The organism is Streptomyces sp. NPDC028314 (assembly GCF_055565795.1).
On sequence record NZ_JBVHTP010000002.1, the window covers coordinates 486,693 to 513,020 of the forward strand.

Below are 26,328 nucleotides of genomic sequence, written 5' to 3' on the forward strand. Positions count from 1 at the left end.
ATCGGGGCCCGTGGTCGGCGTCACGCTGCGGAGCCGCCTTCTTGAGTAGCTCTCAGGTATGACAGGGGAGACTTCCGAGCCACGGGCCGTTGCCGCCGGGGGCGCCAACACGCCCCGCGAACGCCCCGGTTAGGGTCCCGGTATGAGCGAGAGCGACTGGCGCAAGGACCGCATCGGCAGCGCGCACCGGGGGGAGAACCCGACCGTGCTGCGCCGCCTCGGCTCAGGGTTCGCGGCCATCGGGGACCGGCAGTTCCTGCCCGGGTACTCGGTGCTGCTGACCGACGATCCCGCCGTGACCCGGCTCTCGGAGCTGCCCCGGGCGCGCCGGATCGCCTACCTGACCGACCTGGAGCGGCTCGCCGAGGCCGTCGAACGCGCCTGCGCGCGCCTCGACCCGGCCTTCCGGCGCGTCAACATCGAGATCCTGGGCAACACCGACCCGTACCTCCACGCCCACATCTGGCCCCGCTACGACTGGGAAGCCGCCGACATCGTCCGGCTGCCCGTCTGGCTCTACGAGGGCGAGGAGTTCTGGCGCGGCGACCGCCACGCGCTGGCACCCCGCCACGACGGACTGCGCACCGCCATCGGCGAGGAACTCGACCGCCTCCTCGACTAGGCCGGTCCGCCAGCCCGGTCAGCAGCAGGTGGACCAGTACGAGGAGCGCCATCCCCGCCGCCGGGCGCAGGCCGGCCGAGGAGGCGAGGAGTTGGCTGAGCCCGCGGCTCAGTCCGCCACCAGGGGCTCCACGTAGACCGCCCGCCAGCGCGGCGCCGGATCCTGTCCCGGGCTGGTCCAGTACTCCCTGGCGCCCACGATCTCGCCGTTCCGCACCGTCCACAGGGAGACGGCCCGGTACACGACGTGGTCCTGGGGTATCTCCACCTCGGTGACGACGAGGTCCCCGTCCGCGAGGATGCGCAGGACCTCGACGGACCCCTCGTCCGTGTAGTCGTCGTCGCTCAGCACGGCGATGAAATTGGCCCGTCCCACGATGCGCTCGCTGCTCACGGGCCACTCGATGACCGCGTCCTCGGCGATCAGCCCGGCCACGCCGTCCCAGTCGCGTGCCTCGATCCGCTCCCACAGTTGTGCCACTACGTTCAACGGCTCCATGTGCCGCAGTCTGCGATGGCCTCATCGCACGTAACAAGCTTTGCTTGCAGGCTTATTGACTTCGACACAATCGGCTGCCGACTACTCCCTGTCATACGTGAGAGGGGGGTTCGCGGACCCCTCCAGCTCACGCCGCAGGCTCCCGTCGGGCAGCAGCCGCAACCGGCTCGGACCGCCGTTCGTGCAGGTGGGAGGGGCTCCGGAGGTGACGGTGGAGGCGTCGAGCAGCACCGGGTCGGGGCCGCTGCGCAGGGTCGCCCGCCAGGCGCAGGAGTAGCCCGGGTCCTCGACTCGCAGGGTCATGACGGAATCGCCGACCGCGCCGCGTCCGAGGGCGAGGTGCCAGGTGGCGGTTCCGGATACGGCCCGCCAGGTGCCGGCGTACGCGTCGGGGAGGGTGGCGGCGGGGGCTCCGGCCGCCGCGTCACCGGTGCCGGTCGGGGTGGCCGTGGACGCCGGGTGGGGGCCGGGCGGCAGGGGTGCGCGGTCGGTGCTCATCACCGCGTACACCGTGCCGCCCGCCGCGACGGCGACGACCACCGCCACCGCCAGCAGGAAGGCCGTCGACGCCCGGGGCGGGCGGGGCGCGGGCGACGGCGCGCGCTCCGGGTAGGCCGGCCCGTACGCCTGCGGGTACGCCTGCCCTTGCACCGGCCGGTACGCCTGCCCCTGCGTCGGCCCGTAGACCTGCCCGTACGACGGCCCCTGCACCGGCCCGTACGCCTGCCCGTACGACGGCCCCGGCGGCGGCGGCGGGGCCGGCACCTGCGGCGCGCGGTCCGGGCCGGCGTCCTCGCGGTCGAGGAGCTCTACGGCGTGCCGCCCCAACCGCGCCACGAGCGGTGCCGGAAGCCACGGTTCCAGAGCCCGCCCGTCGGCCACGGTGTCGCCCGCGCCGACCCTGGCGAGCACCTGTGCCGGGTCGGGCCGCGCGGCGGGGTCCTTGTGCAGGCAGTCCCGTACGAGTTCCTGCAACCCGGCCGGTACGCCGTCCAGCTCCGGTTCCGCTTCGACGATGCGCAGGAGTAACCCGGCCGCTCCGCCGGGCTGCTCCGCGTCACCGAAGGGCAGTCGGCCGGTGGCCGCGTACGCCAGGACGGCTCCCAGGCAGAACACGTCGCAGGCCGCGGTGACGTCCTGGCCGCGGACCTGCTCGGGCGCCATGAAACCGGGGGAGCCGATGAGTTCGCCGGGCCGGGTCAGACCGCCGTCCGGGACCTCCAGGGCCCGGGCGATGCCGAAGTCGATCACGCGGGGTCCGTCGAGGGTGAGCAGGATGTTGGAGGGTTTCAGGTCGCGGTGGATCAGCCCCGCGCGGTGGATGTCCTGGAGGGCGTACGCCAGGCCGGCCGCGAGGATCCGTACGGTGCGGAGCGGGAGCGGGCCGAAGTCCTCGGCCACGGCCTGGCGCAGGCTCGGCCCGGCGATGTAGGCGGTGGCGAGCCAGGGGGCCGCGGCCTCGGTGTCGGCGTCGAGGAGCGGCGCGGTCCAGTCGCCGCCGACGCTGCGGGCGGCGGCGACCTCCTGGCGGAACCTGGTGCGGAACTCCTCGCGGAGGGCGAGGCCGGGGTGCACGAGCTTGACCGCGACGGTGCGGCCGCGGTCGGAGCGGGCGAGGTAGACCTGGCCCATGCCGCCGGCGCCGAGGCGGGACAGGAGCCGGTAGGGGCCGATGCGGTGGGGGTCGGCGGGGTGGAGTCGTTCCATGCCGGGTGGTCCCTCCCACGGGGGTGGCCGGACGGGCCGAGCGGTGCGCTCCGTACGGGGAGGGACGGCATCCGGGCGGGCCTGGTTGCGGGGCCGGCCCGCCCCGTCGGGGTGAACCGGGCGCGGCTCCGTTGCCGGTGGCTCTGCCCCGGGACCCCCGTGCCTCAAACCCCGCCGGACCGGTGAGGCGCCGTTGCCGGGTCCCGGACCCGCGCCTCACACCCCGCCGGGGCCGGATCCGGCCGGTGGCGCCGCCGACGCCGACGGGTCGGGTGACGCCGGCAGGGCAGGTGAAGCGGCGTCGCCGGGGGCCGCCTCACCCGCGCCCGCCCCCTCCGAGCCGGCCTCCTCCGCGCCGGCCCCCTCCGCGTCGGCCCCCTCGCCCGCGACGGCGTCCAGGGCCGCCGTCAGGCGCTCCAGGACGCGGGCCGTCTCCGCGAAGGCGGCCTCGCCCAGTTCGGCCGCCAGGCGGCCGGCCAGGGTGGCGTGGCCCGGGGTGATGCGGGCGACGGCGGCGCGCCCGGCGTCGGTCGGGCGCAGGAGCTTCGCACGGCGGTGGGCCGGGTTCGGGACGTACTCCGCGAGCCCGGCCGCGGCCAGCAGGTCCGCGACCCGCTGGACGCTCTGGCGGGTGATGCCCATGGCCCGGGCGATGCCCGCGACCGGCAGGGGCTCCCGGAGCACGGCGCCCAGCACCTGCCAGCGGGCCGCCGTCAGACCGGCGGGCCGGGCCAGTTCCTCCGAGATGGCGAGGAACTGGCCGTTCAGCCGGAACACCCCGAGCGCCGTGCGGCTCAGCAGGTCCTGGCGGGCCCTGACGGAGAGCCCCTCGGGGGGCTGCGGCTCAGGCATCGCCGGCTTCCGCCGCCGCCATCAGGACCGGGAACGCACTCGCGTCCGAGTCGTGGAAGAGCCGGTACCAGGCATCCAGGACGTCCGGCTTGTAGACGTCCAGCCGGGCGAAGACCTCCCGGGCGAAGGCCACCGGCTCGGTCGGGCCGGCCGTGATCAGGTCGCCGTCCGTGACCGCGTCGGCCTCGACGTACGCCGCGCCTCCCGCGTATCCGGGCTGCGCCGCCAGGTATTCGGCCGCCCCGCTGGTGTGCGGGCGGCCGTCCAGCAGGCCCTCCCGGGCCAGGCCGGCGGTGGCTCCGCAGATCGCCGCGACCGGAACCCCGGCGGCCAGGAACTCGCGGGCCTTCGCCGCGAAGGGGGCCAGGTCGTCCCCGGTGTCCCAGAGCGCGGCGCCCGTCAGGATCAGCAGGGAGGAGTCCTCGGGGCGCAGGTCGGCCAGGGCCAGGTCGGGCTGGATGCGCACTCCGCCCATGGTGGTGACCGGCGCGGCGGCGGCGAAGCCGACCGTACGGATCTCGTGGCCGCGCTGGGTGAGGTGCGCGGTGGTGTGGCCGGTCTCCCAGTCCGCGTACGTGTCGTAGACCGCGAGGTGGACGGGCTTGCGCGGGGTGTCGCTCATGGTGCTCGCCTCCGGGGTGGGTGTTCTTCGTGGGTGTCCTTCGCCCTGCCAATGACATAAGGCTGTCATGACGACAGGATGCTGTCAATCGTTCGGCGCGGACGGGTCGAGCCCGGACAGGTGCAGACAGACTGCCGAGGGCGGGCCCCCACCCCCATACAGTCCGCCGATATCCCTCCCCACCTGCGCACTTCTAGCGTGACGGCATGACCCCTCATGTCACCGGCGCGGCCGTCAAGGCCGCCGATCGCGCCCACGTCTTCCACTCCTGGTCCGCCCAGGCCCTGATCGACCCGCTCGCCGTCGCCGGGGCCGAGGGGTCGTACTTCTGGGACTACGACGGGAACCGCTTCCTCGACTTCTCCTCCCAGCTGGTGAACACCAACATCGGCCACCAGCACCCCAAGGTCGTCGCCGCCGTCCAGGAGCAGGCCGCCAAGCTCTGCACCCTCGCGCCCGGCTTCGCCGTGGACGTCCGCTCCGAGGCCGCAAGCCTCATCGCCGAGCGGACCCCCGGCGACCTCGACAAGATCTTCTTCACCAACGGCGGCGCCGAGGCCGTGGAGAACGCCGTACGGATGGCCCGGCTGCACACCGGCCGCCAGAAGGTGCTGTCCACCTACCGCTCGTACCACGGGGCCACCGCCGCCGCGATCAACCTCACCGGCGACCCGCGCCGCTGGCCCTCGGACACCGCGGCGGCGGGCGTCGTGCACTTCTGGGGGCCGTTCCTCTACCGCTCGCCGTTCCACGCGAGCACCGAGGCCGAGGAGTGCGCCCGCGCCCTGGCGCACCTCGCCGACACCATCGCCTTCGAGGGCCCGGCCACCATCGCCGCGATCATCCTGGAGAGCGTGCCCGGCACCGCAGGGATCATGACCCCGCCGCCCGGCTACCTCGCGGGCGTGCGCGAGCTCTGCGACCGCCACGGGATCGTCTTCATCCTCGACGAGGTCATGTCCGGCTTCGGGCGCACCGGCAAGTGGTTCGCCGCCGAGCACTGGGACGTCACCCCGGACCTGATCACCTTCGCCAAGGGCGTGAACAGCGGTTACGTGCCGCTCGGCGGCGTCGCCATCTCCGCCGCCATCGCGGAGACCTTCGCCACGCGCCCCTACCCGGGCGGACTGACGTACTCGGGCCACCCGCTGGCCTGCGCCGCCGCCGTCGCGACGATCAACGCGATGGAGGAGGAGGGCGTCGTCGCGAACGCCGCCCGCATCGGGGAGCACGTGATCGGCCCGGCGCTCGCCGAAATGGCCGAGCGGCACCCCTCGGTCGGGGAGGTCCGGGGTCTGGGCACCTTCTGGGCGCTGGAACTCGTACGGGACAAGGCGACGAGGGAGCCGCTCGTTCCGTACAACGCCTCCGGTGGCGACAACGCGCCCATGGCCGAGTTCGCGGCGGCCTGCAAGGCGTCCGGTCTGTGGCCCTTTGTCAACATGAACCGGACACATGTCGTCCCGCCGTGCACGATCACGGAAACCGAGGCCAAGGAGGGTCTGGCCCTGCTGGACGCCGCCCTCGACGTGGCCGACCGCCACACGCTGGGCGGATAGCCGCCCGGAAGGGTGTCGTCCGGATATCGGGCGTCTTATCCGTATACCGGCCGCGAACCGCTCAGTTTCAGCCGTGCTGCCTGGCCTAAGGTGTCCGAAGTTCTACGGAGGAGACGGACCCCTATGCCAGGCAGCGGAGCTGTCACCCGCAACACACTTCGCCAGCAGATCGCGGACGCGCTGCGCGACGAGGTGCTCGCGGGACGCCTGCCCCCCGGTACCGAGTTCACGGTCAAGCAGATCGCCGAGCAGTACGAGGTCTCCGCGACCCCGGTGCGCGAGGCGCTGGTGGACCTGTCGGCCCAGGGGCTGCTGGAGTCCGTCCAGCACCGGGGATTCCGCGTCCGGGTCTACTCCGTCGACGACTACCGGGGCATGCTCGAAGCCCGGATGCTGATAGTGGACGGGATCTTCCGCCGCCTCGTCGAACGCGGCACCGCCGTCGGCGCGGGCGAGATGCTGGTGTCGGTACGGCGCCGGGCGGAGGAGGCGCGCCGCGCCGCGCAGAGCGGTTCGCTCGAAGTGCTGATCGGCTACGACCTGCGCTTCTGGCGCGAGCTGAGCGGGCTGGTCGGCAACACGTACATCTCCGAGTTCCTGCACCGCATCCGGGTGCAGTGCTGGGTCTTCTCCGTGCCGCACCTCCAGGGGGCCCCGGACATGCGCAGCGCCCTGTGGGACGGGCACAGCGAGCTGGTGGATGCGGTGACCCGGGCCGACGCGGAGGAAGCGCGGCGGATCGTGCACGCGTACAACCAGCACGGGCTGGACTGGGCCGCCGGGATCAAGCCGGGGCGCTAGCCGGTGCGCCGGCGGGGCTCAAGCCGGGACTCCCGCCTCGCTCCCACCGGCCCGCCGCCGGGGCGCCACACCTCCGCGCCGACCTCCGCGCCGACCTCCGCCGGGCCCGCGGCCCCGCTCCGCGGCCGCTGTAGTCGCCGCCGGCCTCTTCGCTGAGCGTGTCCGGCACACTACGCTGGCCCGATCGGCGCCAACGACTGATCGGAGCCCGCGTGGCCTGTGACCTGTGGCTGGTCCCCCTTGTCGACGTGCTGTGCCACAGCCCCGACAACCCCTTCGCCGAAGAGATCGCCTCGTACGACAAGGCGCTGGGCGACGCGGGACTGCCGTCCGTGCCCGTGTTCGCGTACATGCCGGGGCTGTCCGGGGACGTCGCCCCGGTGGCCGGTTTCGACTACGACGCCCTGCACTTCCTGCGCAGGGCGTACCTGCTGCAGATCTGCGGCCTGCCGGTCACGCCGGTGGACGAGCTGGGCGGGGACTACGAGCAGCTGCTGGAGATGTTCGAGTCGACGGCGCAGCAGTCGCACCTGGTGTGGCACTACGACCACGCGGGGGCGTACGTGCCGGTGGACTTCGCGGCTCCGCTGGCCAACGAGGAACTGCTGGCCGGCGGCGGACCGCTCGGGTCCGCGCAGGGGCTGCTGCGGGAGCTGGCCTTCGTGGCGCCCGCGATCGGGATAGACCCGGGGAACCCGCCGACGGCGCCCGCGCCGCCGGGGCGTCCGACGTCACTGGAGGAGCCGGCCGGGCCGATCCCGTACGACGACAGCCCCTTCGCGCGGGAGCGGCACGTCTGGCTGGGTCTGCACGCGGCGGCCACGCGCAGCCTGGGCCAGGGCTCGATGATCATCTTCAGCTGACCGGTCCCGCTCCTGACGCCCCGGACCCGCCCCGCAAGCGTCCCCGGCCCTGCCCCTCAGCGGGGCTGCTCCGGCGGGCGCTGGCGGGGCATGTTCGGGCGGGTGCCCGGCGGGAGCGGGAAGCGGGCCGCCGGGGCGCCCGGGTCCGGGCGCGAGGTGGAGCCGGCCAGGGACTGCATCACCAGCGGTGCCGGGCCGGCCCGGAACTCCACCATCCAGTCCGCCGTCTCCGAGCGCACCAGCTCCGTGACGTCCTCCGAGAAGCGCCGCAGCACGGTCAGGCACCGCTCCGCCGCCTCGCTCGCCGTGCCCTCCGTGGGGCCCAGCACCTCCCGCACGTTCTCGGAGGCCCAGTCGAACTGGAGCGTCTGGAGCCGGCGCTGCACGGCCTGGGCCGTGGCGACGTCCCGCATCCACCCCGACGTCAGCCCGAAGAACCGGTCGCAGGCCAGGCAGGCGGCGCCCAGCAGCAGGCACAGGTACCCGTACGAGGCTCCGCCCGGCGCCGACCCCGTCAGCTCCAGCAGCGGCATCGCCGCCCCCGTGACGGCGCCCGTGGCCGCGCCCGCCCGCAGTGCCCGCGCGCCCCGCCGCTTCCACGCCCGGTCGGCCAGGTACCACTCGGCGGTGCGCAGTGCGTCGGCCTCGACCCGCCGGTAGAGCTCGTCGAGCCGCTCGGCGGGCTCGCCCCAGTCCCCGAGAGGGAACGGTCGCCCGGTCAGGTCGCCGTCCTCTGCGGGATCCCGGGGTGGCCCCTCGGGCTGCATCTCCGGCTGACTCACCCGGCACTCCCTCTGCCTGCGCTGACGTGTCGTGGTGCGCGTGTGCGCAATGATGCGCATGCTCTTCCTACCTTCGAATGACACGCGATGGACAACGAATCCCGGCTTTTCCGCCCGCAAGGACGTCTCCATCAGGTGTGGGCGCACCCGGTCTCTCACTCGAAAGAGTTGGTCCTCACGGCGTAGGGCGCGCCGCGCGGGGAGCACGTAGGCTCGGATTGACCAATGTTCCGAAGGTATGGAGTGAGTGCCCTGTGATTTCCGGTGGTGGCCAGCCCAACATGCAGCAGCTGCTCCAGCAGGCCCAGAAGATGCAGCAGGACCTCGCCGTGGCCCAGGAAGAGCTTGCCCAGGCCGAGGTCGAGGGCCAGGCCGGCGGCGGCCTGGTGAAGGCGACCGTCACCGGTTCCGGTGAACTGCGCTCGCTGGTGATCGACCCGAAGGCCGTGGACCCCGAGGACACCGAGACGCTCGCCGACCTGGTGGTCGCGGCGGTCCAGGCCGCCAACGAGAACGCCCAGGCGCTCCAGCAGGAGAAGCTGGGCCCCCTGGCCGCGGGCCTGGGCGGCGGCAGCGGTATCCCCGGCCTGCCGTTCTAGCCCCCGCGGCCGACCCCGCGGAATCCACAGCGAAAGATCCACAGCGAAAGAAGGCAGTCCGTTGTACGAAGGCGTGGTCCAGGACCTGATCGACGAACTGGGCAGGCTGCCCGGCGTCGGGCCCAAGAGCGCGCAGCGGATCGCCTTCCACATCCTGCAGGCCGAGCCCACCGACGTCCGCCGCCTCGCGCACGCGCTGCTCGAGGTGAAGGACAAGGTCCGCTTCTGCGCGGTCTGCGGGAACGTGGCCCAGGAGGAGCGGTGCGGGATCTGCCGCGACCCCCGCCGCGACGAGACGGTCATCTGCGTCGTGGAGGAGCCGAAGGACGTCGTCGCGATCGAGCGGACCCGCGAGTTCCGGGGCAAGTACCACGTCCTCGGCGGCGCGATCAGCCCGATCGAGGGCGTCGGCCCGGACGATCTGCGCATCCGCGAGCTGCTGACGCGCCTCGCGGACGGCACGGTCACCGAGCTGATCCTGGCGACCGACCCGAACCTGGAGGGCGAGGCGACCGCCACCTACCTCGCCCGCATGATCAAGCCCATGGGCCTGAAGGTCACCCGCCTGGCCAGCGGGCTCCCCGTCGGGGGAGACCTGGAGTACGCGGACGAGGTCACGCTGGGGCGGGCCTTTGAAGGAAGGCGACTTCTCGATGTCTGACGCAACGCTGCACGCCCTGGGCCAGGATCCGGACGACTTCGCCGTCCAGATCGCGGACCAGATCGAGTCCTTCATCGTCGCGGTCACCGAGGTGGCCAAGGGCGAGGACCCGGACAGCGCGGTGCCCTTCCTCCTGCTGGAGGTCTCCCAGCTGCTGCTGGCGGGCGGCCGGCTGGGCGCGTACCAGGACGTCGTACCCGACGAGCGCTACGAGCCCGACCTGGGCCCCGAGCCCGATGTGGACGAGCTGCGCGAGCGGTTCGCGTACATGCTGGAGCCCGTCGACGTGTACTCGGAGGTCTTCGACCCGTACGAGCCGCGCAAGGCCCCGGTCGCGCACCGGATCTCCGACGACCTGGCCGATGTGGTCGCCGACCTGCGGCACGGGCTGGCGCACTACCGGGCGGGCCGGACGACCGAGGCGCTGTGGTGGTGGCAGTTCTCGTACTTCTCGAACTGGGGCTCCACGGCCTCCGCCACGCTGCGCGCGCTCCAGTCGCTGGTGGCGCACGTACGGCTCGACCAGCCGCTGGAAGAGCTGGACGGCCTGGACACGGACGAGGACCTGACCGAGGATGATCTTGCGGAGCAGGCCGGACGGGTCATGGCGCAGGAGATCGGCGGTCCGCTCGGTCTGGGCGGTAAATGATCCCGCTGTGCGAGGGAACCCGTTCTTTGATCTTTTCGTCTCATGATGTGGTACGAGGCGGTCGGATCGCGGCCGCTCGTTAGACTGCACCAGCAATGAGACGGACTGAGCGAGGAGCGCACGTGGGCCTTGTCGTGCAGAAGTACGGAGGCTCCTCCGTAGCCGATGCCGAGGGCATCAAGCGCGTCGCCAAGCGGATCGTGGATGCCAAGAAGAACGGCCACCAAGTGGTCGTCGTGGTGTCCGCGATGGGCGACACGACGGACGAGCTGATCGATCTCGCCGAGCAGGTGTCCCCGATGCCTGCCGGGCGCGAATTCGACATGCTGCTGACCGCCGGAGAGCGGATCTCCATGGCCCTGCTGGCCATGGCGATCAAAAACCTGGGCCACGAGGCCCAGTCGTTCACCGGCAGCCAGGCAGGCGTCATCACCGACTCGGTCCACAACAAAGCGCGCATCATCGATGTCACGCCGGGCCGTATCCGCACCGCGCTGGACGAGGGCAACATCGCCATCGTCGCCGGCTTCCAGGGCGTGTCCGCGGACAGCAAGGACATCACCACCCTCGGCCGGGGCGGCTCGGACACGACCGCCGTCGCGCTCGCCGCGGCGCTGGACGCCGAGGTGTGCGAGATCTACACCGACGTCGACGGCGTCTTCACCGCGGACCCCCGCGTCGTGAAGAAGGCCAAGAAGATCGACTGGATCTCCTCCGAGGACATGCTGGAGCTCGCGGCCTCCGGGTCCAAGGTGCTGCTGCACCGCTGCGTCGAGTACGCACGCCGCTACAACATCCCGATCCACGTCCGCTCGTCCTTCTCCGGACTGCCGGGCACCTGGGTCAGCAACGAGAATCCGCAAGGGGACGAGCCGGTGGAGCACGCCATCATCTCCGGAGTCGCTCATGACGTCTCCGAAGCCAAGATCACGGTCGTCGGCGTTCCGGACAAGCCGGGCGAGGCCGCGGCGATCTTCCGCGCCATCGCGGACGCCGAGATCAACATCGACATGATCGTGCAGAACGTGTCCGCCGCCTCCACGGGCCTGACGGACATCTCCTTCACCCTCCCGAAGGCCGAGGGCCACAAGGCCATCGACGCCCTGGAGAAGGCGAAGGCCGCGATCGGCTTCGACTCCCTGCGCTACGACGACCAGATCGGCAAGATCTCCCTGGTCGGCGCCGGTATGAAGACCAACCCGGGCGTCACCGCCTCGTTCTTCCAGGCGCTGTCCGACGCGGGCGTGAACATCGAGCTGATCTCGACCTCGGAGATCCGCATCTCGGTCGTCACCCGCCAGGACGACGTCAACGAGGCCGTCCGCGCCGTGCACACGGCCTTCGGCCTCGACTCCGACAGCGACGAAGCCGTCGTCTACGGAGGCACCGGACGATGACCGCCACCCGGTCGACCCCGGCTCCGGCACTCGCCGTGGTCGGGGCGACCGGAGCGGTCGGTTCGGTCCTGCTCCCGATCCTGTCCCAGCGGGCGGACGTCTGGGGCGACATCCGCCTGATCGCCTCCAGCCGCTCGGCCGGCCGCATGCTGGCCGTGCGCGGGCAGGAGACCGAGGTGCTCGCCCTCACCGAGGACGCCTTCGACGGCCTCGGGGTGGGCGATGTCGTGGTCTTCCTGACCCCGGCCGAGGTCTCGGCGCGCTGGGCCCCCGTCGTCACCGCGCGCGGCGCCGTGGTCGTGGACCAGTCCTCGGCCTTCCGGGACGACCCCGAGGTGCCGCTGGTGGTGCCCGAGGTGAACGGGCATGCCGTACGGATCCGGCCGCGCGGGATCGTCGCGGGCCCGGACTGCGTGACCGCCACGATGATCGCCGCCCTGGGCGCGCTGCACGCCGAGTACGGCCTCGCCGACCTGGCCGTCTCCTCGTACCAGGCGGCGAGCGCGGCGGGCCGGGGCGGCGCCGAGACCCTGCGCCGCCAGCTGTCGCTGGTCGCCGGGACCTCCCTGGGGGAGCAGACCGGGGACGTGCGCCGGGCCGTCGGGGAGGACACCGGCTCCTTCGCGGCTCCGCTCGCCCTGAACGTGGTGCCGTGGTCGGGCGAGCTGCGCGAGGACGGCTGGTCCTCGCACGAGCTGGCCGTACGGGCGGAGACCCGGCGGATCCTGGACCTGGCGGAGCTGCCGGTCTCGGTGACCTGCGTACAGGTCCCCGTGCTGACCGGGCACTCCCTGACCGTGCGGGCCCGGTTCGAGCGCGAGGTGGACGCCGTGCACGCCCGGGAGATCCTGGAGGCCGCGCCCGGGGTGGTCCTCGTCGACGATCCGGCGGCGGGGGAGTTCCCCACCCCGGTGGACGCGGCCGGGACGGATCCGGCCTGGGTGGGCCGGGTGCGGGCCTCGCTGGACGATCCGCGGTCCCTGGAATTCTTCGTATGTGCGGACAATCTCCGCAAAGGCGCTGCCCTGAATGCCACTCAGATCTCGGAACTGATCGCGGGTGAATTTGCGTAATTCGCTTTGTAGGATCGGTGTCGATCCCTTGATCAAGGTGATGGCCCGACTGCCGCCTGGATAGACGGGGCAATCGGGAAGAGCGGGTACGCATGAGGGCAATGGGGAAATTGCTGGAGACTCTGCCTCGCGCGTACAACCCTGACGGGGGGACGCGTGTCCAACGGGCGTGGCAGAAGCATTGCTCGACCTGGCCCTCATACCGGTGCGCACCGGGACCATTCCGACGCGCCGACGCGTCGCTGTGCCCGGTCCCGGTGGCTTCCCCGTGATCGTGCCCGTCCCGCCGGCGAGCGTGCCGGCCGCCAAGCATCCCGTCGTACCGACCCGGGGCGGCCGCGTGCCCTCGCCCCGCGATAGCGCCGACGCCGCCGGGAGCAGCCCCGCCGCCGACCACCCCGCCGAGGCTTCCGCGGATGTCTCCGCCGAGATGTCCGTCGATGTCTCCGTCGAGGCCGCTGTCCGGGGCTCCGCCGGGTCCGCCGCGGAGGCCGCCGTCGAGACCCCCGCCGAGAAGGCCGTCGTGGCGGGCACCACGGTCGACCACCTCACCGCGACCTACCAGGCCCACTACCGCTCGCTCCTGGGACTGGCCGCACTGCTCCTCGACGACACCGCCTCCTGCGAGGACGTGGTCCAGGAGGCGTTCATCCGCGTCCACTCGGCCCGCAACCGCGTCCGGGACCGCGACAAGACCCTGGCCTACCTGCGCCAGACCGTCGTCAACCTCTCGCGCTCCGCGCTGCGCCGCCGCATCCTCGGCCTGAAGCTGCTGTCGAAGCCGATGCCGGACATGGCCAGCGCGGAGGAGGGCGCGTACGACCAGCTGGAGCGGGACGACCTGATCAAGGCGATGCGGGGACTCCAGCGGCGCCAGCGTGAGGTACTGGTCCTGCGCTACTTCGCGGACATGACGGAGGTCCAGGTCGCGGAGACGCTCGGGATATCGCTCGGCTCGGTGAAGGCGTACGGATCGCGGGGCATTGCCGCGCTGCGGGTGGCGATGGAGGCTGCGCAGTCATGATGGACGACCAGAAGAACCCGCCGGGCATGCCGGGCGGCACGGGCGGTCCGGGCGGCGGCGCGAGCGTCGGGAGCGGCGAAGGCGCCGAGGAACAGGCGCTGCGCCGGCTGCTGAGCGGCGCCGTCCAGGGCCTGGAGCCCTCCGAGGGGGCGCTGGACCGGCTGCGGTACGCCGTCCCCGCGCGCCGGGCCCGCAAGCGGCAGGTCCTCGTCGGCGCGGCCGCGGCCGCCCTCCTGGCCGGCACCGCGATCCCCGCCGCCCTGCACATGACGGCGGACCAGGGCGGCACCGCGGACCACTCCGCCATGGCCGGGCACGGGGAGCAGCAGGGCGCCCACCCCGACGGCACCTCCGATCCGCACCAGAACGGCTCGGGCGCCACCGCGCCGAGGCCCTCCAGGTCCCCCGGCTCCGGCCAGGAGGTGGGCGGCGCCGGCACACAGCCGACGCCGCAGCCCAGCGGCTCCACCGCCGCCGGCGGTGTGGTGGCGGGCCCGTCGAGCACCGGGGCCTCCGCCGGGGCCGCGAGCGGCACCGGATACACCCTGCCGCCCCCGCCGGCCGCCCCCGGCGTCCCCGGGTGCTCCGCCGAGCAGCTCGGGGTGCTGGGCAGCGCCCGCGCCCCCGAGGCCGACGGCAAGGTGTACGGCAGCTTCAAGGTCACCAACGTCTCCGGCCGGGGCTGCATGGTCACCGGCCCGGACACCGTCACCGCCGCCTCGGTGGCCGGTTCGGCCCCGCCCGCGCAGGGCTCCGGGGTCACGGTGCTCAGCCATACCGCCGGGGACCCGGCGAGCGCTCTGCTGCCCGATCCGTCCGCCGAGTCCCCCGCCGTGGTCCTCCAGCCGAACGCGGCGTACGAGGTGCGGTTCGCCTGGGTTCCCTCGGCGCAGTCCTGCCCGGCGGCGACCCCCGGTCCGACGGCCAAACCCCCGCAGGGCAACACGGGGGAGACCCCGGCGGGCGCAACGGGCTCGGCCGCGGCCGGCAGTGACGGGGCGACGGCCGCGGATCCGCTGAGCGGCGGGGCCGGCCCGGACCCGACCGGCGTGGCCGTGTCCCACACCCCGAACACGCCCGCGGCGGGGGCTCCCGTCACGCAGACGACGATTCCCGAGGCCTGCGGGGGGACGGTCTACCGCACGGGCGCTATCGCGCTGGGCGGGGCGAAGCCGTAGCCGCGCCGGCGGGCTCGGCCGGGAGCGGCTCCGCCGCGAGCAGCCCGGCCTCCGCGTCCCGCAGGCTCTCCACCTCGCGTCGGTAGAGCCGGAACCACATGAAGAGCACGAACGCGGCGAAGACGAACCACTCGCCGGTGTAGCCGAGGTTCTGGAAGGCCTTGAGGTCGAGGCCGGTGTTGACCGGAGCCTGCGCGGGCACCGCGGCCATCCCGTCCGACGGGGTCTGCACCGTCAGCCAGACGTCGTACAGCGGGACCTGCACCATGTTGACCAGCGTCGCCGCCCCGATCACCCCGAGCTGCCCGGCCGGCAGCCCGCCCTGCGCGTGCACGCCCTTGGTCCCGGAGGTCTCCGCGGCCTGCAGCGCCCCGCTGACCTCGACCCGCCCGCCCGGCGCGGCCGGCGCCTTCGCCGGGTCGGCGGTCCCCGGCAGCCAGCCCCGGACCACGGGGACGGCCTTGCCGTTGTCGGTCTTCAGCAGGGTCAGCACGTAGAAGCCGGACTTCCCGTCGAGCTGCCGCTCGGGGACGAGCAGCTGTTCGCCGTACTCCCCGGACGCCGAAGCCAGCCGCCCGGAGGTCTTCGTGCTCACCGGGAGCAGCGAGTCCAGCGGCGCGGCGCTCTGGTCGGCGGGCCGTTCGGCGGAGGCCTCCCGGTGGCTGTCGACACGGTCCTCGAACCGGCCGAGCTGCCAGGTCCCCATGAACAGGCAGACGGGGACGGCGAGCGCGACGAAGACGTTGATCCCCCACCAGCGCGGGGTCAGGAGAAACCGGTGCACCCCACCACGGTACGGGGGGCGCACCGGTTCCCGGCCGCCGGGTCAGGCGGGCAGGTGCCGCAGGGCGAACTCCAGATCCATCCGGACCTGCTTGATCCGCTCCTCCACCACCAGCGAGCCGTGCCCGGCGTCGTAGCGGTACACCTCGTGCACCGCCCCGCGCGCGGCGAGCCGGTCCACGTAGTTGTCGATCTGCCGGATCGGGCAGCGCGGGTCGTTGACACCCGCCGCGATGTGCACGGGGGCCTTCACCGCGTCCACGTACGTCAGGGGCGAGGACGCCTCGAAGCGGTCCGGGACCTCCTCGGGCGTACCGCCGAAGAGGGTGCGGTCCAGGGACTTCAGCGCCTCCATCTCGTCGTGGTACGCCGTCACGTAGTCCGCGACCGGTACGGCGGCCAGGCCCACGGCCCAGGAGTCCGGCTGCGTGCCGAGGCCCAGCAGCGTCAGGTACCCGCCCCACGAGCCCCCGGACAGCACCAGCCGCGCCGGGTCCGCGAGGCCGGATTCCACGGCCCACTCGCGCACCGCCGCGATGTCCTCCAGTTCGATCAGCCCGACGCGGTGCTTGAGGGCGTCGGTCCACTCCCGTCCGTAGCCCGTCGAGCCGCGGTAGTTGACCCGGACCACCGCGAAGCCGTGGTCGAGCCAGGCCGCCGGGGTCGCAAGGAAGGAGTCGCTGTCGTGCCAGGTCGGGCCGCCGTGGATCTCGAAGACCGTCGGGAAGGGGCCGTCACCGTGGCCCTGCGGACGCTGCGCGAGCGCGTGCACCCGCCCGCCCGGGCCCTCCACCCAGACGTCCTCCACCGGCACCGAGCCCGGCGGCCGGAAACCGGGCGGGTCCAGCACGACCCCGCCCGCGGTGGACCGTACGGAAGCCGGCTCGGCCGCCGAGGACCACTGGTACTCCACCGTCCCGTCCGGGCGGGCCGTCGCACCCGAGACCGACCCCGCGGGCGTGTCCACGCGTACGAGCTGCCGCGCGGCCAGGTCGTACCGCCACAGCTCGCTGCGCGCCTCGAAGCTGTGCGAGACCAGCAGGGCCGACCCGTCCGGGTACCACTCGGCGCCCACGTCGCCCGGGAGGTCGATCGCCAGCTCCTCCTCGGTGCCCGTGGCCACGTCCCACACCATCGGCTCCCAGCGGCCGCGCCGCTGGTGGCCGACGAGCAGCCGGGTGTCGCCCTCGACCGGGGCGAAGCCGAGCACGGCCAGGCCGAGCTCCTGCGTGCCGCCCTTGGAGTCGTCGAGCTCCGCGACGGTGGTGCCGTCGAGGGTGACCACGCGCAGCGCCGAGTGCATGGCGTCGCCGTGCTCGGTGTGCTCGATCACGATCAGGGTGCCGTCACGGGAGAGGTCGCCGACACCGGCCGACTCGGGGTGCCGGTAGATGACGGCCGGGGCGCTCCCGTCGGGCCGTACGACGTGGATGGTGCTGCCGTCCTCGTCGGTGGACCGGCCGACGACCGCGGTGCCGTCCCGCCCGATGGCGAGCCCGGCGGGGTACGAGGGCTCCAGCCCGGGGGTGGCCGGCTCGTCGGGGCCGCCCGCGAAGGGCTGGCGGACCCAGGTGCCGAACTCGTCGCCGTCGGTGTCGGAGAACCACCAGATCCACTCGCCGTCGGGGGAGAGGGTGCCGTCGGTGGTGCCGTTGGGGCGGTCGGTGGCCTGACGCTGGGAGCCGGTGGCGCGGTCCCAGGCGTAGAGCTCGAAGGTCCCGGTCGCGTTCGAGACGAAGAGGGAGCGGTCCGGCGCGTCCTCGGCCCACTCGGGCAGTCCGACGCGCGGGGCCCGGAATCGCTTCTCCCAGTCGGGCATGGCGGGCGTGGCTGCTGTGGCGTCTGCGTCAGTCATGCCCCCTATGTAACCCGATTGGCGCTGCCGGATGGTCGTCGCGGCGAGGAAGGGGCAGCGTGGGCGGGGATCCCACCCGCCGTCCTCAAGGAGGAACGATCATGGCGAAGCAGCGCAAGGAGCAGTCCGACATGTCGGGCGACAGCGGTTCGTCGAACTCGCGGATGCCGAAGAGCTCGGAGCAGCGGAGCAAGGGCAGGATCGAGGACGTGGCCGAGGCCCAGACGAAGGCCATGGACGAGAACGCGCGCCGCGAGCGGGCCATGAAGGCTCGGCCGTCCGGGTCGAACGAGGCCTGAGCACCCGCAGGGGTCCCCTGTCCCTCCGGATGCCGCACCGGCCGAACGGAGGGACAGTGGAGTGCGTACGCCGTTTCCGCGCTCCGAGGAGGAGTGATCATGGCGAAGAAGGCCCGTACCGGACATCACGGCCACCAGGACTCCGAGCGGGCGCTGGCGAAGAACACCGCGGCCGAGGCACGGGCCAAGGCCGCCGTCAGGGATGTGCAGTCGCTCTCCGCCAAGACGCGGGGCATGCAGCAGAAGGCCCAGGCCAAGCGCGGCTGACCGGAGGAAGCGCCACGCGGCCCGCGGGTGCCCCGGAAACCGCGGACCGCGTGGCGCTTCCTCCGGTGTGCCGCAGGGGTCCGAGCCGTACGCTGACGCCATGCGGATGATCGTGCGGGGCGCCCGGCTGCTGACCCACCACGGCACCGGCCACGGCACCGGCCACGGCACCGGCCACGGCACCGGCCACGCCGCCGTGCACCCCACCGGCCACGACGGGCTCAGCGACGTCGAGGTCGCGGAGGACGGCCGGATCGCCCGCGTCGTCCCGTACGACGACCAGAAGGAACCCCCGGCGACCGGTGTGCTGATCGAGGCGCACGGCGGCCTGCTGACGGCCCCCTTCGTGGAGCCGCACATCCACCTCGACACCGCCCTGACCGCCGGCGAACCGCGCCCGAACGCCTCCGGCACCCTCTGGGAGGGCATCGCCCGCTGGAGCGAACGCAAGCGGACCCTGACCCGCGAGGACGTCATCGCCCGCGCCACCGAGGTGCTGCGCTGGCAGGCGGCCCAGGGCGTGCTGCACGTACGGACCCACTGCGACACCACCGACCCGGAGCTCACCGCGCTCGACGCGCTGCTGGAGGTCCGCGACCGGGTGCGGGACGTCATGACCCTGCAGATCGTGGCCTTCCCGCAGGAGGGGATCGTCTCCTTCCCGGACGGGGAGGCCCTGCTGCGCGAGGCGGTGCGGCGCGGAGCCGACGTCGTCGGCGCGATCCCGCACTTCGAGGACACCCGGGAGGACGGGATCGCCTCCCTCGGGACCGCCTTCGCGCTGGCCGAGGAGCACGGCCTGCGGGTCGACGCGCACTGCGACGAGATCGACGACGAGCAGTCCCGCTTCCTGGAGGTACTGGCCACCCTCGCCCTGCGCTCGGGGCTGCGCGAGCGCGCGACGGCCTCGCACACGACGGCGATGGGCTCCTACGGCGGCGCGTACAGCTTCAAACTCCAGCGGCTGCTGTCCCGTTCCGGGATCAGCCTCGTCTGCAACCCCTTCGCCAACCTCAACCTCCAGGGCCGCTTCGACGCCTACCCCAAGCGGCGCGGCCTCACCCAGGTCAAGGAGATGCTGGCCGCGGGGGTCAACGTGGCCTTCGGCCACGACGACGTGATGGACCCCTGGAACGCCCTGGGCACCGGCAACCCGCTCCAGACCGCCCTCGTCGGCCTCTACGCCGCCCAGCTCACCGGCGCCGACGAAATCCCGCTCGCCTTCGAGATGGTGACGGGGCGTGCGGCCCGGGTGCTCGGCCTGGGCGCCGACGAGTACGGCATCACGCAGGGCGCGCCCGCCTCCTTCGTGCTGCTTCCGGCCGAGTCGCCCGCCGAGGCGATCCGCCGCCAGGTCCGTCCCCGGTACGTCGTCTCGCGCGGCACCGTCCTCGCGGAGACCCCGCCCGCCCCGGCCCGGCTGCTGTCCTGGCCCGGGGAGACGGGGCCGTCGGAGGTGGACTTCAGGCGCCCGTGAGGCGGCTGCGGGGCGGCTGCCGGACGCCTGCGGGACGGCTGTGGGGCGCCCGCGGGGCGCCCGCGGGGCGCCTGTGGGGGCCCCGCGAGCCTTCCGCGCCGCCGGCCCCGCGGGTCACGCACATCCGCCACCGCGTCGGATAGCGTGCCCGCATGTCCTGGGACGAGACCGGATCACCGCACCCGCTCGCACAGCGCCGCACCGGACGCAGCGAGCTGGAACCGGAGCGGCTGCCCGAGGTCCGGGAGCTGGAAGTGCTCGGCTGGGAGCTCGCGGACGAGCACGCCCTGTGGGTGTTCCTCCCCTACGTCTGGCCCCCCGAGGCCCGCACCTGGATCCCGGACCGCGGCACCCGCTGGGCCGTGGAGAGCTCCCTGGACGGCCACGGCCACATCACGCGCGTGCAGTGCGCCCCGCTGTCGGCGCAGGACCTGGACCTCCTCGACACCGAGGCCGCGGCAGGGCTCTCCGCCCTGGGCCTGCCGCCCCACCCGCGGGGTCGCCTGTGGCTGCTGCGCCCCGTCGGCCCCTTCGACTCCGTCGACGCGGTCCTCGGCCATCTCCTCGCCCTGGCCGAGGACCGCTCGGTGGACACCCGGACCCCGGAGTTCGTCACCCTGGTCCGCACGGAACTCGCCGCCCTCGCGGCGCCGGGATCCTGACCCGGCCGCTCAGGCGAGCAGCCGCTCTTTTGCCTTCTGGAACTCCTCCGGGGTGAGGACACCGTCGTCCTTGAGCCTCACCAGCCGCTCCAGGGCGTCGACGTGACGGCCGGCGGGGGTCCCCGGGTCGCCGCCGCCGGCGTCGCCCGGGCCGCCCGCGGCATCACGGATGTACGACTTGAAGGCGGCCTCCGCCTTCTTGGACGCCTCCGCGTCGCGCTGGGCCATCGATCGGCCGCGGACGATGAGGTACACGAGCACGCCGAGGAACGGGATCAGGATCAGGAAGATCACCCAGGCGGCCTTGACCCAGCCGTTCATCTCGTGGTCCCGGAAGAGGTCCGTGAGGATCTTGAAGAGCAGGAAGAACCACATGACCCACAGGAACAGCATGAGCATGGTCCAGAACACGTTGAGCAGCGGGTAGTCGTACTCGTACTCATCCACCGGCGTCTCCGAAGGTCGGGCCGAGCCACGGCGGCAGGGCTCGATCCATGCTTGTCGGCAGCGCCCGGGCACCGCACCCGCTGTGGGCCGAACAGGTCACGCCGAGTCCCTCAGGACCCGTCGACGCACACCACCGGCACCCGTTGGACCGCGTTGTTGCCGAAGCCGCCCCGGTTCCAGGGCGGTCCGAGCGGCTGGACCCGCCCCCCGGCGTCCGTGGCCCGTACGGCGAGCGTGTGGGCGCCCGGCGTCGCCGTCCACACCCCGCGCCAGGCCTGCCAAGCGCACCGCTGCCCGTCCGGCGCCGCCAGCTCGGCGTCGTCCCAGGTCAGCCCGCCGTCGCCGCTGATCTCCACCCGTACGACGGGCCCGTACCCCGACCAGGCGCGGCCCTCCAGCGGTACGGGGCCGGGGCGTACGACGCGGGTGCGGGACATGAAGTCCGGGTACCCCGGCGGCACCATCAGGGCGCGCGGCGCGATCAGGGTCACCGCCTCGCCGGGCTCGTCGGGGGACTGCCGGTACCGGTAGGCCACGGCCTGCTGGAACCCGGTGAAGGGGGCGTCGACCAGCGTGATCTCCCTGAGCCACTTCACATGTGCCATGCCGTACCAGCCGGGGACCACCAGCCGCAGCGGATGCCCGTGCTGCGGCGGCAGCGGCCGCCCGTTCATCTCGTACGCGAGCAGCACGTCCGCGCCGACCGGCAGCGGCAGACTGCGCCGGTAGTCCTGCTCGACCCCGCGCTCCACACCGTGGTCGGCGCCGGTGAACACGGCCTCGACCGCGTCCGGCTCCACCCCCGCCTCGGCGAGCACCCTCAGCAGCGGCACTCCGGTCCAGTCCGCGGTGCCCACCGCCTCGACCAGCCAGGGCTGGCTCACCGGCCGCGGCGACAACCGGGCCCGCCCGTTCCCGGCGCACTCCATGGTCACCCGCCGCGTGACGGCCGGGTACCGGCGCAGCTCCGCCAGGCCCAGCGACAGGGGGCTCCGCACCCGCCCCCCGACCGCGAGGCGCCACCCGTCCGCGTCGGCGGCCGGGATGTCGTAGTGCACCAGTACGTAGTGCAGCCCGGGCGGAGTCACCTCGTACCGCAGCGCCTCCAGGGGCAGCCCGTGATTCCGCGCGGCCAGCGCCAGCTCGTCCGGCCCGATCCCCTCCCCGGCCGCGGCCACCCGCGCCGGCCCGCTGACACCCCCCAGGGACGCCTGCTCCATCCCTCCATGCTCCCCCGAAACCGACCGAGGGGCTCGACGCAGCCACCCTGGGGGGCGGCGATCGGAGTGGCGGGCCGGTGCGGGCGCCCGGGGGGGCCTGGCGTCAGGACACTTCGGCGCGGATCGCCTTGCCGATCAGGCCGTCCGTGTACGTCACCGTCTTCGCGGTGAACGCACCCTTGCCGGTGATCGCACCGGTCACGTTCTCACCCGGTGCCAGCTCCACGGTGGCGATCTGATCCTCGTCGACCGCGAGTTCGGCCGTGTGCTTGGTCCCGTTGGTGTCGGTGATCGTGCAGTACAGCGGATTGACGTCGATCGGCTTGGACGAGTTGTTCGTGATCGTGACGGACACGCTCGTGTAGGCGTCGCCCTGCGCGAGGATGCTCTTCTTGAACTCGGCCTTCTTCGCGACGACGTCGACCGCGGCCTTCTTCTCCGGCGCGGCGGAGGACGGCTTGGGCTCGGGGGCCTTCACCGGCGCGGACGCCCCGGCGGCCGCAGGCGCGGGCCCCTTCGCGGGCTTGTCGTCGCCCGAACCGCCGACGACCGCGCCGATGACGCCGAGCAGCACGACGAACCCCACGATGCCCAGACAGGAGAAGCCGACGATCTTTCCCGCGTTGGACTTCCCCGGCTGCGGCGGGGGCGGGTAGCCGTATCCGGGCTGCGGCTGACCGGGCGGCGGGTACCCGTATCCGGGCTGCTGGGGCTGCTGGGGCTGCTGGGGCTGGCCGGGCGGCGGGAACTGTTGAGACACGATGAACCCCCACAGGAACGAGGAACGGGTGCGAATCCGGTCACCGTATGGGGACATCGCGGTCCAGGTGCGGCTATATCCGAACCGTGACATTCGGCGGCATACGGCAGGGCGTCACGCGACGCGGATCAATCCCGCCCGAGGACTCACCCCACGATCAGTCGCAGCGCTCGGTGACGTCCGGCGTGACCGCACGGTGGCAGCCGCGGCGGCGTACGGCTCTTCAGCTCCCGCCGGCGAGCTCGCCGGTGAGGGTCCCGTGCAGGTGGGCGCTGGGGCCGTTCAGGCCGGTGATCTCCACGCTCTTGCCGCGCTGGGCGTACCGGTGCTCGATCGCGTCGAGGGCGGCCACGGAGGAGGCGTCCCAGATGTGCGCGGCAGAGAGGTCTATGACCACCTTGTCGGGGTCGCCGGCGTAGTCGAACTGCTCGACCAGGTCGTTCGTGGAGGCGAAGAACAGCTCGCCGGTCACGCGGTGGACGACCCGGCCGCCGTCCGGATCGCGGACGGAGGTGACGTCCGCCAGGTGCGCGACCCGCTTCGCGAAGATGACCGTCGCGGTGACGGAGCCCACGACGACGCCCACGGCCAGGTTGTGGCTGACGACCACGCACACGACGGTGACGACCATGACGGCGATCTCACCGGTGGGCATGCGCTTGAGGGTCTTCGGTGCGATGGAGTGCCAGTCGAAGGTCGCGAAGCAGACCATGACCATGACGGCCACGAGGGCCGCCATCGGAATGTCGGAGACCACCGGCCCGAAGGCGATGCACAGCACCATCAGGAAGGCGCCGGCGAGGAAGGTCGACAGCCGAGTCCGGGCGCCCGACACCTTCACGTTGATCATCGTCTGGCCGATCATCGCGCAGCCGCCCATGCCGCCGAAGAACCCGGTGACGATGTTCGCGATGCCCTGGCCGATGGATTCCCGCGTCTTCGAGGACCGAGTGTCGGTGATCTCGTCGACCAGCTTCGCCGTCATGAGCGACTCCATCAGCCCGACGAGCGCCATGGCCAGCGCGTACGGGGCGATGAGGGTCAGCGTGTCCAGGGTGAGCGGCACGTCCGGCAGGCCCGGCACCGGCAGCGCGGACGGCAGCGCGCCCTTGTCGCCGACGGTCGGGACCGCGATGCCCGCGGCCACGGTGATCACGGTGAGGATGACGATGGACACGAGCGGGGCGGGGACCGTCTTCGTGACCTTCGGGAAGAACACCATCAGCGCCAGCCCGGCCGCCATCAGCGGGTAGACGGCCCAGGGAACGCCGAGCAGCTCGGGGACCTGGGCCATGAAGACCAGGATGGCCAGCGAGTTGACGAAGCCGACCATCACCGAGCGCGGGATGAAACGCATCAGCTTCGCCACGCCCAGCGCGCCGAGCACGATCTGGAAGACGCCGGCCAGGATCACCGCCGCGACCAGGTAGCCCAGCCCGTGCTCCCGGTTCAGCGGAGCGATCACGAGCGCCACGGCGCCCGTCGCGGCGGAGATCATCGCCGGACGCCCGCCGACGAACGCGATCACGACGGCCATCGTGAACGAGGCGAACAGCCCGATCGCCGGATCCACCCCGGCGATGATCGAGAACGAGATCGCCTCGGGGATCAGCGCCAGCGCGACGACCAGACCGGCGAGGACCTCGGTCCGCAAGACCTTCGGCGAGAGCCAGGCCGGCCGCGGCGGACGACGAAAGCCGGGCAGCCGTTCGGACATGGGCGCGGGTGAAGAAGACATGGGGCACGGACCTCGGGCTCGGGCGGGCTGGCGCACCCGAACCGGCAGGCGGGTGCGCGGAGAAGACGCGAAGGGCGAGGTCGGTCAGGACGCCTGGGAGAAGCCGATCAAGATCTTCTCCCAGACTTCTTCCGAACGATCGCCGGAGACGCAGGAAGGGCCTGATCCGCGATGCGGATCAGGCCCTTGACCTGGTCTTACGAAGTCGGGGTGGCGGGATTTGAACCCACGACCTCTTCGTCCCGAACGAAGCGCGCTGCCAAGCTGCGCTACACCCCGATTGTTGCCTTGCAGCGCTTGCTGCCGTGGCGACATCGATTACTTTAGCGGACCTCTCGCCGGAGACGAAATCCGGTTTTCGCGAGGGGCCCGGCCAGGGCGGGAGGCAGGCCCCGGCCGGCTCAGGCCTTCGGGGTCAGCGTCAGCAGTGTCGCCTCGGGCGGGCAGGCGAAGCGCACGGGCGTGAAGCGGTTGGTGCCGCAGCCCGCCGAGACGTGCAGGTACGCGCGGTTCCCGCCGCTCTCGTGCGTGGAGAGCCCCTTCACCCGCTTCGTGTCCAGGTCGCAGTTGGTGACCAGCGCCCCGTAGAAGGGGATGCACAGCTGCCCGCCGTGCGTGTGTCCCGCGAGGATCAGCGGGTAGCGGTCGGCGGTGAAGGACTCCAGCGTGCGCAGGTACGGGGCGTGCACCACGGCCGTCGAGAAGTCCGCGTCCGCCTCCGGACCGCCCGCGACCAGCTCGTAGCGGTCGCGCTTGATGTGCGGGTCGTCCAGGCCGGTGAAGGCCAGCTCCAGCCCGTTCAGCTTCAGCCGCGCCCGCGTGTTGGTGAGGTTCAGCCAGCCCGCCTCGTCGAAGGCGTCCCGCATCTCCTCCCACGGGTTGTGGACGGCGCCGACGACCGGCTTGTTGCCGTTCAGCCCGTGCCGGCCCTGGGTCTTCTCGATCAGGTAGCGCCCGGGATTGCGCAGCCGCGGCCCGTAGTAGTCGTTCGACCCGAAGACGTACACGCCGGGGAACTCCATGAGGGGGCCCAGCGCGTCCAGCACCTCGGGCACGCCCTCCGTGTCGGAGAGGTTGTCGCCGGTGTTCACGACGAAGTCCGGGCGCAGCCCGGCCAGGGACTGGAGCCAGGCGCGCTTCTTGCGCTGGCCGCCGACCATGTGGATGTCCGACACCTGCAGGACGCGCAACGGCCGCATCCCCCGGGGCAGGACGGGCACAGTCACCCGGCGCAGGCGGAACGACCTCGCCTCGAAACCGGCGGCGTAGGCCACACCCGCGGCCCCCGCCGCAGCGATTCCGGCCGTGACCTTCAGGGGTACTCCGTAACGCGCACGCATGCCCCCATCGTCGCACCCCCGGTGGCCCGCAAGGAAAACCGGCGGGCGCCACCGCCCCCGCACCTGGCAGACTCAGGTGCATGACCACGCTCAAGGCCAAGCTTCAGGAAGACCTCACCGCCGCCATCAGGGCGCGCGACGAGCTCGCCTCGTCCACGCTGCGACTGACCCTCTCCGCCATCACCAACGCGGAGGTCGCGGGCAAGGAAGCGCGCGTGCTCTCCGACGACGAAGTCCTCAAGGTGATCGCCAAGGAGGCGAAGAAGCGCCGCGAGGCCGCGGACGCGTTCGCCCAGGGCGGCCGTACCGAGTCGGCCGCGCGCGAGACCCTGGAGGGCGAGTTCCTCGACCGGTACCTGCCCAAGCAGCTCACCGACGAGGAGCTCGCAGCGATCGTGGCGCAGGCCGTCGAGGAGGCCAAGGCGGCGGGCGCCGAGGGGCCGCGGGCCATGGGTGCGGTCATGAAGATCGTGAACCCGAAGGTGGCCGGTCTCGCGGAGGGCGGCCGCGTCGCCGCCGTCGTGAAGAGGCACCTTTCTTGAGTACTGGCTGACAGGACAAGAGGGAGGGGCCCCAGCCGGATCCGGCTGGGG

At 72.7% G+C, this 26,328-nt stretch carries 28 protein-coding genes and 1 tRNA gene; 16 read left to right on the forward strand and 13 right to left on the reverse strand.

The annotated features are described in order from the left end of the window. The first annotated feature begins 142 nt into the window (after positions 1-142). Positions 143-622 carry an HIT family protein gene (locus ACZ4TG_RS06460; RefSeq protein ID WP_468160187.1) on the forward strand — a complete coding sequence of 160 codons (480 nt, stop codon included), beginning with the start codon at positions 143-145 and terminating at the stop codon, positions 620-622. Between the two features lie 108 nt (positions 623-730). Here the strand turns inward: ACZ4TG_RS06460 and ACZ4TG_RS06465 are convergent, their stop codons facing one another. From ACZ4TG_RS06465 to ACZ4TG_RS06480, 4 genes are all read right to left on the reverse strand, one after another. Continuing rightward, the gene (locus ACZ4TG_RS06465; protein WP_468160188.1) at positions 731-1,120 is read right to left on the reverse strand and encodes a nuclear transport factor 2 family protein; all 390 of its coding nucleotides are present in this window, start codon (positions 1,118-1,120) and stop codon (positions 731-733) included. 81 nt (positions 1,121-1,201) lie between these two features. Then, positions 1,202-2,827, reverse strand: coding sequence for a serine/threonine-protein kinase (locus ACZ4TG_RS06470; protein ID WP_468160189.1), 1,626 nt, complete (start codon positions 2,825-2,827; stop codon positions 1,202-1,204). Between the two features lie 216 nt (positions 2,828-3,043). Beyond that, positions 3,044-3,679 carry a MarR family winged helix-turn-helix transcriptional regulator gene (locus ACZ4TG_RS06475; protein WP_468160190.1) on the reverse strand — a complete coding sequence of 212 codons (636 nt, stop codon included), beginning with the start codon at positions 3,677-3,679 and terminating at the stop codon, positions 3,044-3,046. Next, positions 3,672-4,301, reverse strand: a complete 630-nt coding sequence (locus tag ACZ4TG_RS06480) for a DJ-1/PfpI family protein (protein ID WP_468160191.1) — start codon at positions 4,299-4,301, stop codon at positions 3,672-3,674. Before ACZ4TG_RS06480 ends, ACZ4TG_RS06475 begins: the two co-directional genes overlap by 8 nt. 206 nt (positions 4,302-4,507) lie before the next feature. Here ACZ4TG_RS06480 and ACZ4TG_RS06485 point away from each other — a divergent pair, with 206 nt between their 5' ends. The 3 genes from ACZ4TG_RS06485 (at position 4,508) to ACZ4TG_RS06495 (ending at position 7,524) form a co-directional block, all read left to right on the forward strand. After that, positions 4,508-5,860 carry an aminotransferase class III-fold pyridoxal phosphate-dependent enzyme gene (locus ACZ4TG_RS06485; RefSeq protein WP_468160192.1) on the forward strand — a complete coding sequence of 451 codons (1,353 nt, stop codon included), beginning with the start codon at positions 4,508-4,510 and terminating at the stop codon, positions 5,858-5,860. A 123-nt stretch (positions 5,861-5,983) separates the two neighbouring features. Next, complete coding sequence (locus ACZ4TG_RS06490; RefSeq protein ID WP_468160193.1) at positions 5,984-6,661, forward strand: GntR family transcriptional regulator; 678 nt, start codon at positions 5,984-5,986, stop codon at positions 6,659-6,661. A 212-nt stretch (positions 6,662-6,873) separates the two neighbouring features. Then, positions 6,874-7,524, forward strand: a complete 651-nt coding sequence (locus ACZ4TG_RS06495; protein WP_468160194.1) for a hypothetical protein — start codon at positions 6,874-6,876, stop codon at positions 7,522-7,524. A gap of 56 nt (positions 7,525-7,580) precedes the next feature. On the opposite strand, the gene ACZ4TG_RS06500 is transcribed toward ACZ4TG_RS06495, so the two are convergent. Beyond that, the gene (locus ACZ4TG_RS06500; protein WP_468160195.1) at positions 7,581-8,306 is read right to left on the reverse strand and encodes an SLATT domain-containing protein; all 726 of its coding nucleotides are present in this window, start codon (positions 8,304-8,306) and stop codon (positions 7,581-7,583) included. A 254-nt stretch (positions 8,307-8,560) separates the two neighbouring features. Here ACZ4TG_RS06500 and ACZ4TG_RS06505 point away from each other — a divergent pair, with 254 nt between their 5' ends. The 7 genes from ACZ4TG_RS06505 (at position 8,561) to ACZ4TG_RS06535 (ending at position 14,887) form a co-directional block, all read left to right on the forward strand. Next, the gene (locus ACZ4TG_RS06505) at positions 8,561-8,905 is read left to right on the forward strand and encodes a YbaB/EbfC family nucleoid-associated protein (RefSeq protein WP_468160196.1); all 345 of its coding nucleotides are present in this window, start codon (positions 8,561-8,563) and stop codon (positions 8,903-8,905) included. A 61-nt stretch (positions 8,906-8,966) separates the two neighbouring features. Continuing rightward, the gene (gene recR, locus ACZ4TG_RS06510; protein ID WP_468160197.1) at positions 8,967-9,566 is read left to right on the forward strand and encodes a recombination mediator RecR; all 600 of its coding nucleotides are present in this window, start codon (positions 8,967-8,969) and stop codon (positions 9,564-9,566) included. Next, positions 9,559-10,215 carry a DUF5063 domain-containing protein gene (locus ACZ4TG_RS06515; RefSeq protein WP_468160198.1) on the forward strand — a complete coding sequence of 219 codons (657 nt, stop codon included), beginning with the start codon at positions 9,559-9,561 and terminating at the stop codon, positions 10,213-10,215. The genes recR and ACZ4TG_RS06515 overlap by 8 nt, the downstream gene beginning before the upstream one ends. A gap of 122 nt (positions 10,216-10,337) precedes the next feature. Further along, positions 10,338-11,612, forward strand: a complete 1,275-nt coding sequence (locus ACZ4TG_RS06520; RefSeq protein WP_468160199.1) for an aspartate kinase — start codon at positions 10,338-10,340, stop codon at positions 11,610-11,612. After that, entirely contained in the window at positions 11,609-12,685 is a 1,077-nt protein-coding gene (locus ACZ4TG_RS06525; RefSeq protein WP_468160200.1) for an aspartate-semialdehyde dehydrogenase, read from the forward strand. The genes ACZ4TG_RS06520 and ACZ4TG_RS06525 overlap by 4 nt, the downstream gene beginning before the upstream one ends. A gap of 430 nt (positions 12,686-13,115) precedes the next feature. After that, positions 13,116-13,709 carry a SigE family RNA polymerase sigma factor gene (locus ACZ4TG_RS06530; RefSeq protein WP_468160446.1) on the forward strand — a complete coding sequence of 198 codons (594 nt, stop codon included), beginning with the start codon at positions 13,116-13,118 and terminating at the stop codon, positions 13,707-13,709. Then, the gene (locus ACZ4TG_RS06535) at positions 13,706-14,887 is read left to right on the forward strand and encodes a hypothetical protein (protein ID WP_468160201.1); all 1,182 of its coding nucleotides are present in this window, start codon (positions 13,706-13,708) and stop codon (positions 14,885-14,887) included. Before ACZ4TG_RS06530 ends, ACZ4TG_RS06535 begins: the two co-directional genes overlap by 4 nt. Here ACZ4TG_RS06535 and ACZ4TG_RS06540 read toward each other — a convergent pair. Beyond that, the gene (locus ACZ4TG_RS06540; RefSeq protein WP_468160202.1) at positions 14,859-15,671 is read right to left on the reverse strand and encodes an SURF1 family protein; all 813 of its coding nucleotides are present in this window, start codon (positions 15,669-15,671) and stop codon (positions 14,859-14,861) included. The genes ACZ4TG_RS06535 and ACZ4TG_RS06540 overlap by 29 nt on opposite strands. A 42-nt stretch (positions 15,672-15,713) precedes the next feature. After that, positions 15,714-17,525, reverse strand: a complete 1,812-nt coding sequence (locus ACZ4TG_RS06545) for a S9 family peptidase (protein ID WP_468160203.1) — start codon at positions 17,523-17,525, stop codon at positions 15,714-15,716. Between the two features lie 101 nt (positions 17,526-17,626). Here ACZ4TG_RS06545 and ACZ4TG_RS06550 point away from each other — a divergent pair, with 101 nt between their 5' ends. The 4 genes from ACZ4TG_RS06550 to ACZ4TG_RS06565 all read left to right on the forward strand — a co-directional run bounded on the left by ACZ4TG_RS06550 (position 17,627) and on the right by ACZ4TG_RS06565 (position 20,230). Then, positions 17,627-17,824: a hypothetical protein gene (locus tag ACZ4TG_RS06550; RefSeq protein WP_468160204.1), complete on the forward strand. Its 198-nt coding sequence runs from the start codon at positions 17,627-17,629 to the stop codon at positions 17,822-17,824. 99 nt (positions 17,825-17,923) lie between these two features. After that, positions 17,924-18,091: a hypothetical protein gene (locus tag ACZ4TG_RS06555; RefSeq protein ID WP_167739578.1), complete on the forward strand. Its 168-nt coding sequence runs from the start codon at positions 17,924-17,926 to the stop codon at positions 18,089-18,091. Positions 18,092-18,191: 100 nt separating this feature from the next. Beyond that, a complete protein-coding gene (gene codA, locus ACZ4TG_RS06560; protein WP_468160205.1) occupies positions 18,192-19,568 on the forward strand; it encodes a cytosine deaminase in 1,377 nt (458 codons plus the stop codon). A 152-nt stretch (positions 19,569-19,720) separates the two neighbouring features. Continuing rightward, positions 19,721-20,230, forward strand: coding sequence for a DUF5956 family protein (locus ACZ4TG_RS06565; protein ID WP_468160206.1), 510 nt, complete (start codon positions 19,721-19,723; stop codon positions 20,228-20,230). A 9-nt stretch (positions 20,231-20,239) separates the two neighbouring features. Here the strand turns inward: ACZ4TG_RS06565 and ACZ4TG_RS06570 are convergent, their stop codons facing one another. The 6 genes from ACZ4TG_RS06570 to ACZ4TG_RS06595 form a co-directional block, all read right to left on the reverse strand. After that, the gene (locus tag ACZ4TG_RS06570; RefSeq protein WP_468160448.1) at positions 20,240-20,629 is read right to left on the reverse strand and encodes an SHOCT domain-containing protein; all 390 of its coding nucleotides are present in this window, start codon (positions 20,627-20,629) and stop codon (positions 20,240-20,242) included. 158 nt (positions 20,630-20,787) lie between these two features. Further along, a complete protein-coding gene (locus ACZ4TG_RS06575; RefSeq protein WP_468160207.1) occupies positions 20,788-21,897 on the reverse strand; it encodes a sulfite oxidase in 1,110 nt (369 codons plus the stop codon). Between the two features lie 103 nt (positions 21,898-22,000). Beyond that, the gene (locus tag ACZ4TG_RS06580; RefSeq protein WP_468160208.1) at positions 22,001-22,657 is read right to left on the reverse strand and encodes a DUF4352 domain-containing protein; all 657 of its coding nucleotides are present in this window, start codon (positions 22,655-22,657) and stop codon (positions 22,001-22,003) included. A 223-nt stretch (positions 22,658-22,880) separates the two neighbouring features. After that, a complete protein-coding gene (locus tag ACZ4TG_RS06585) occupies positions 22,881-24,395 on the reverse strand; it encodes a SulP family inorganic anion transporter (protein ID WP_468160209.1) in 1,515 nt (504 codons plus the stop codon). Positions 24,396-24,600: 205 nt separating this feature from the next. Continuing rightward, a tRNA-Pro gene (locus ACZ4TG_RS06590) sits at positions 24,601-24,674 on the reverse strand. Positions 24,675-24,796: 122 nt separating this feature from the next. Further along, entirely contained in the window at positions 24,797-25,735 is a 939-nt protein-coding gene (locus ACZ4TG_RS06595; RefSeq protein ID WP_468160210.1) for a metallophosphoesterase, read from the reverse strand. Positions 25,736-25,815: 80 nt separating this feature from the next. Here ACZ4TG_RS06595 and ACZ4TG_RS06600 point away from each other — a divergent pair, with 80 nt between their 5' ends. After that, positions 25,816-26,277 carry a GatB/YqeY domain-containing protein gene (locus ACZ4TG_RS06600; protein WP_468160211.1) on the forward strand — a complete coding sequence of 154 codons (462 nt, stop codon included), beginning with the start codon at positions 25,816-25,818 and terminating at the stop codon, positions 26,275-26,277. Positions 26,278-26,328: the final 51 nt, after the last annotated feature.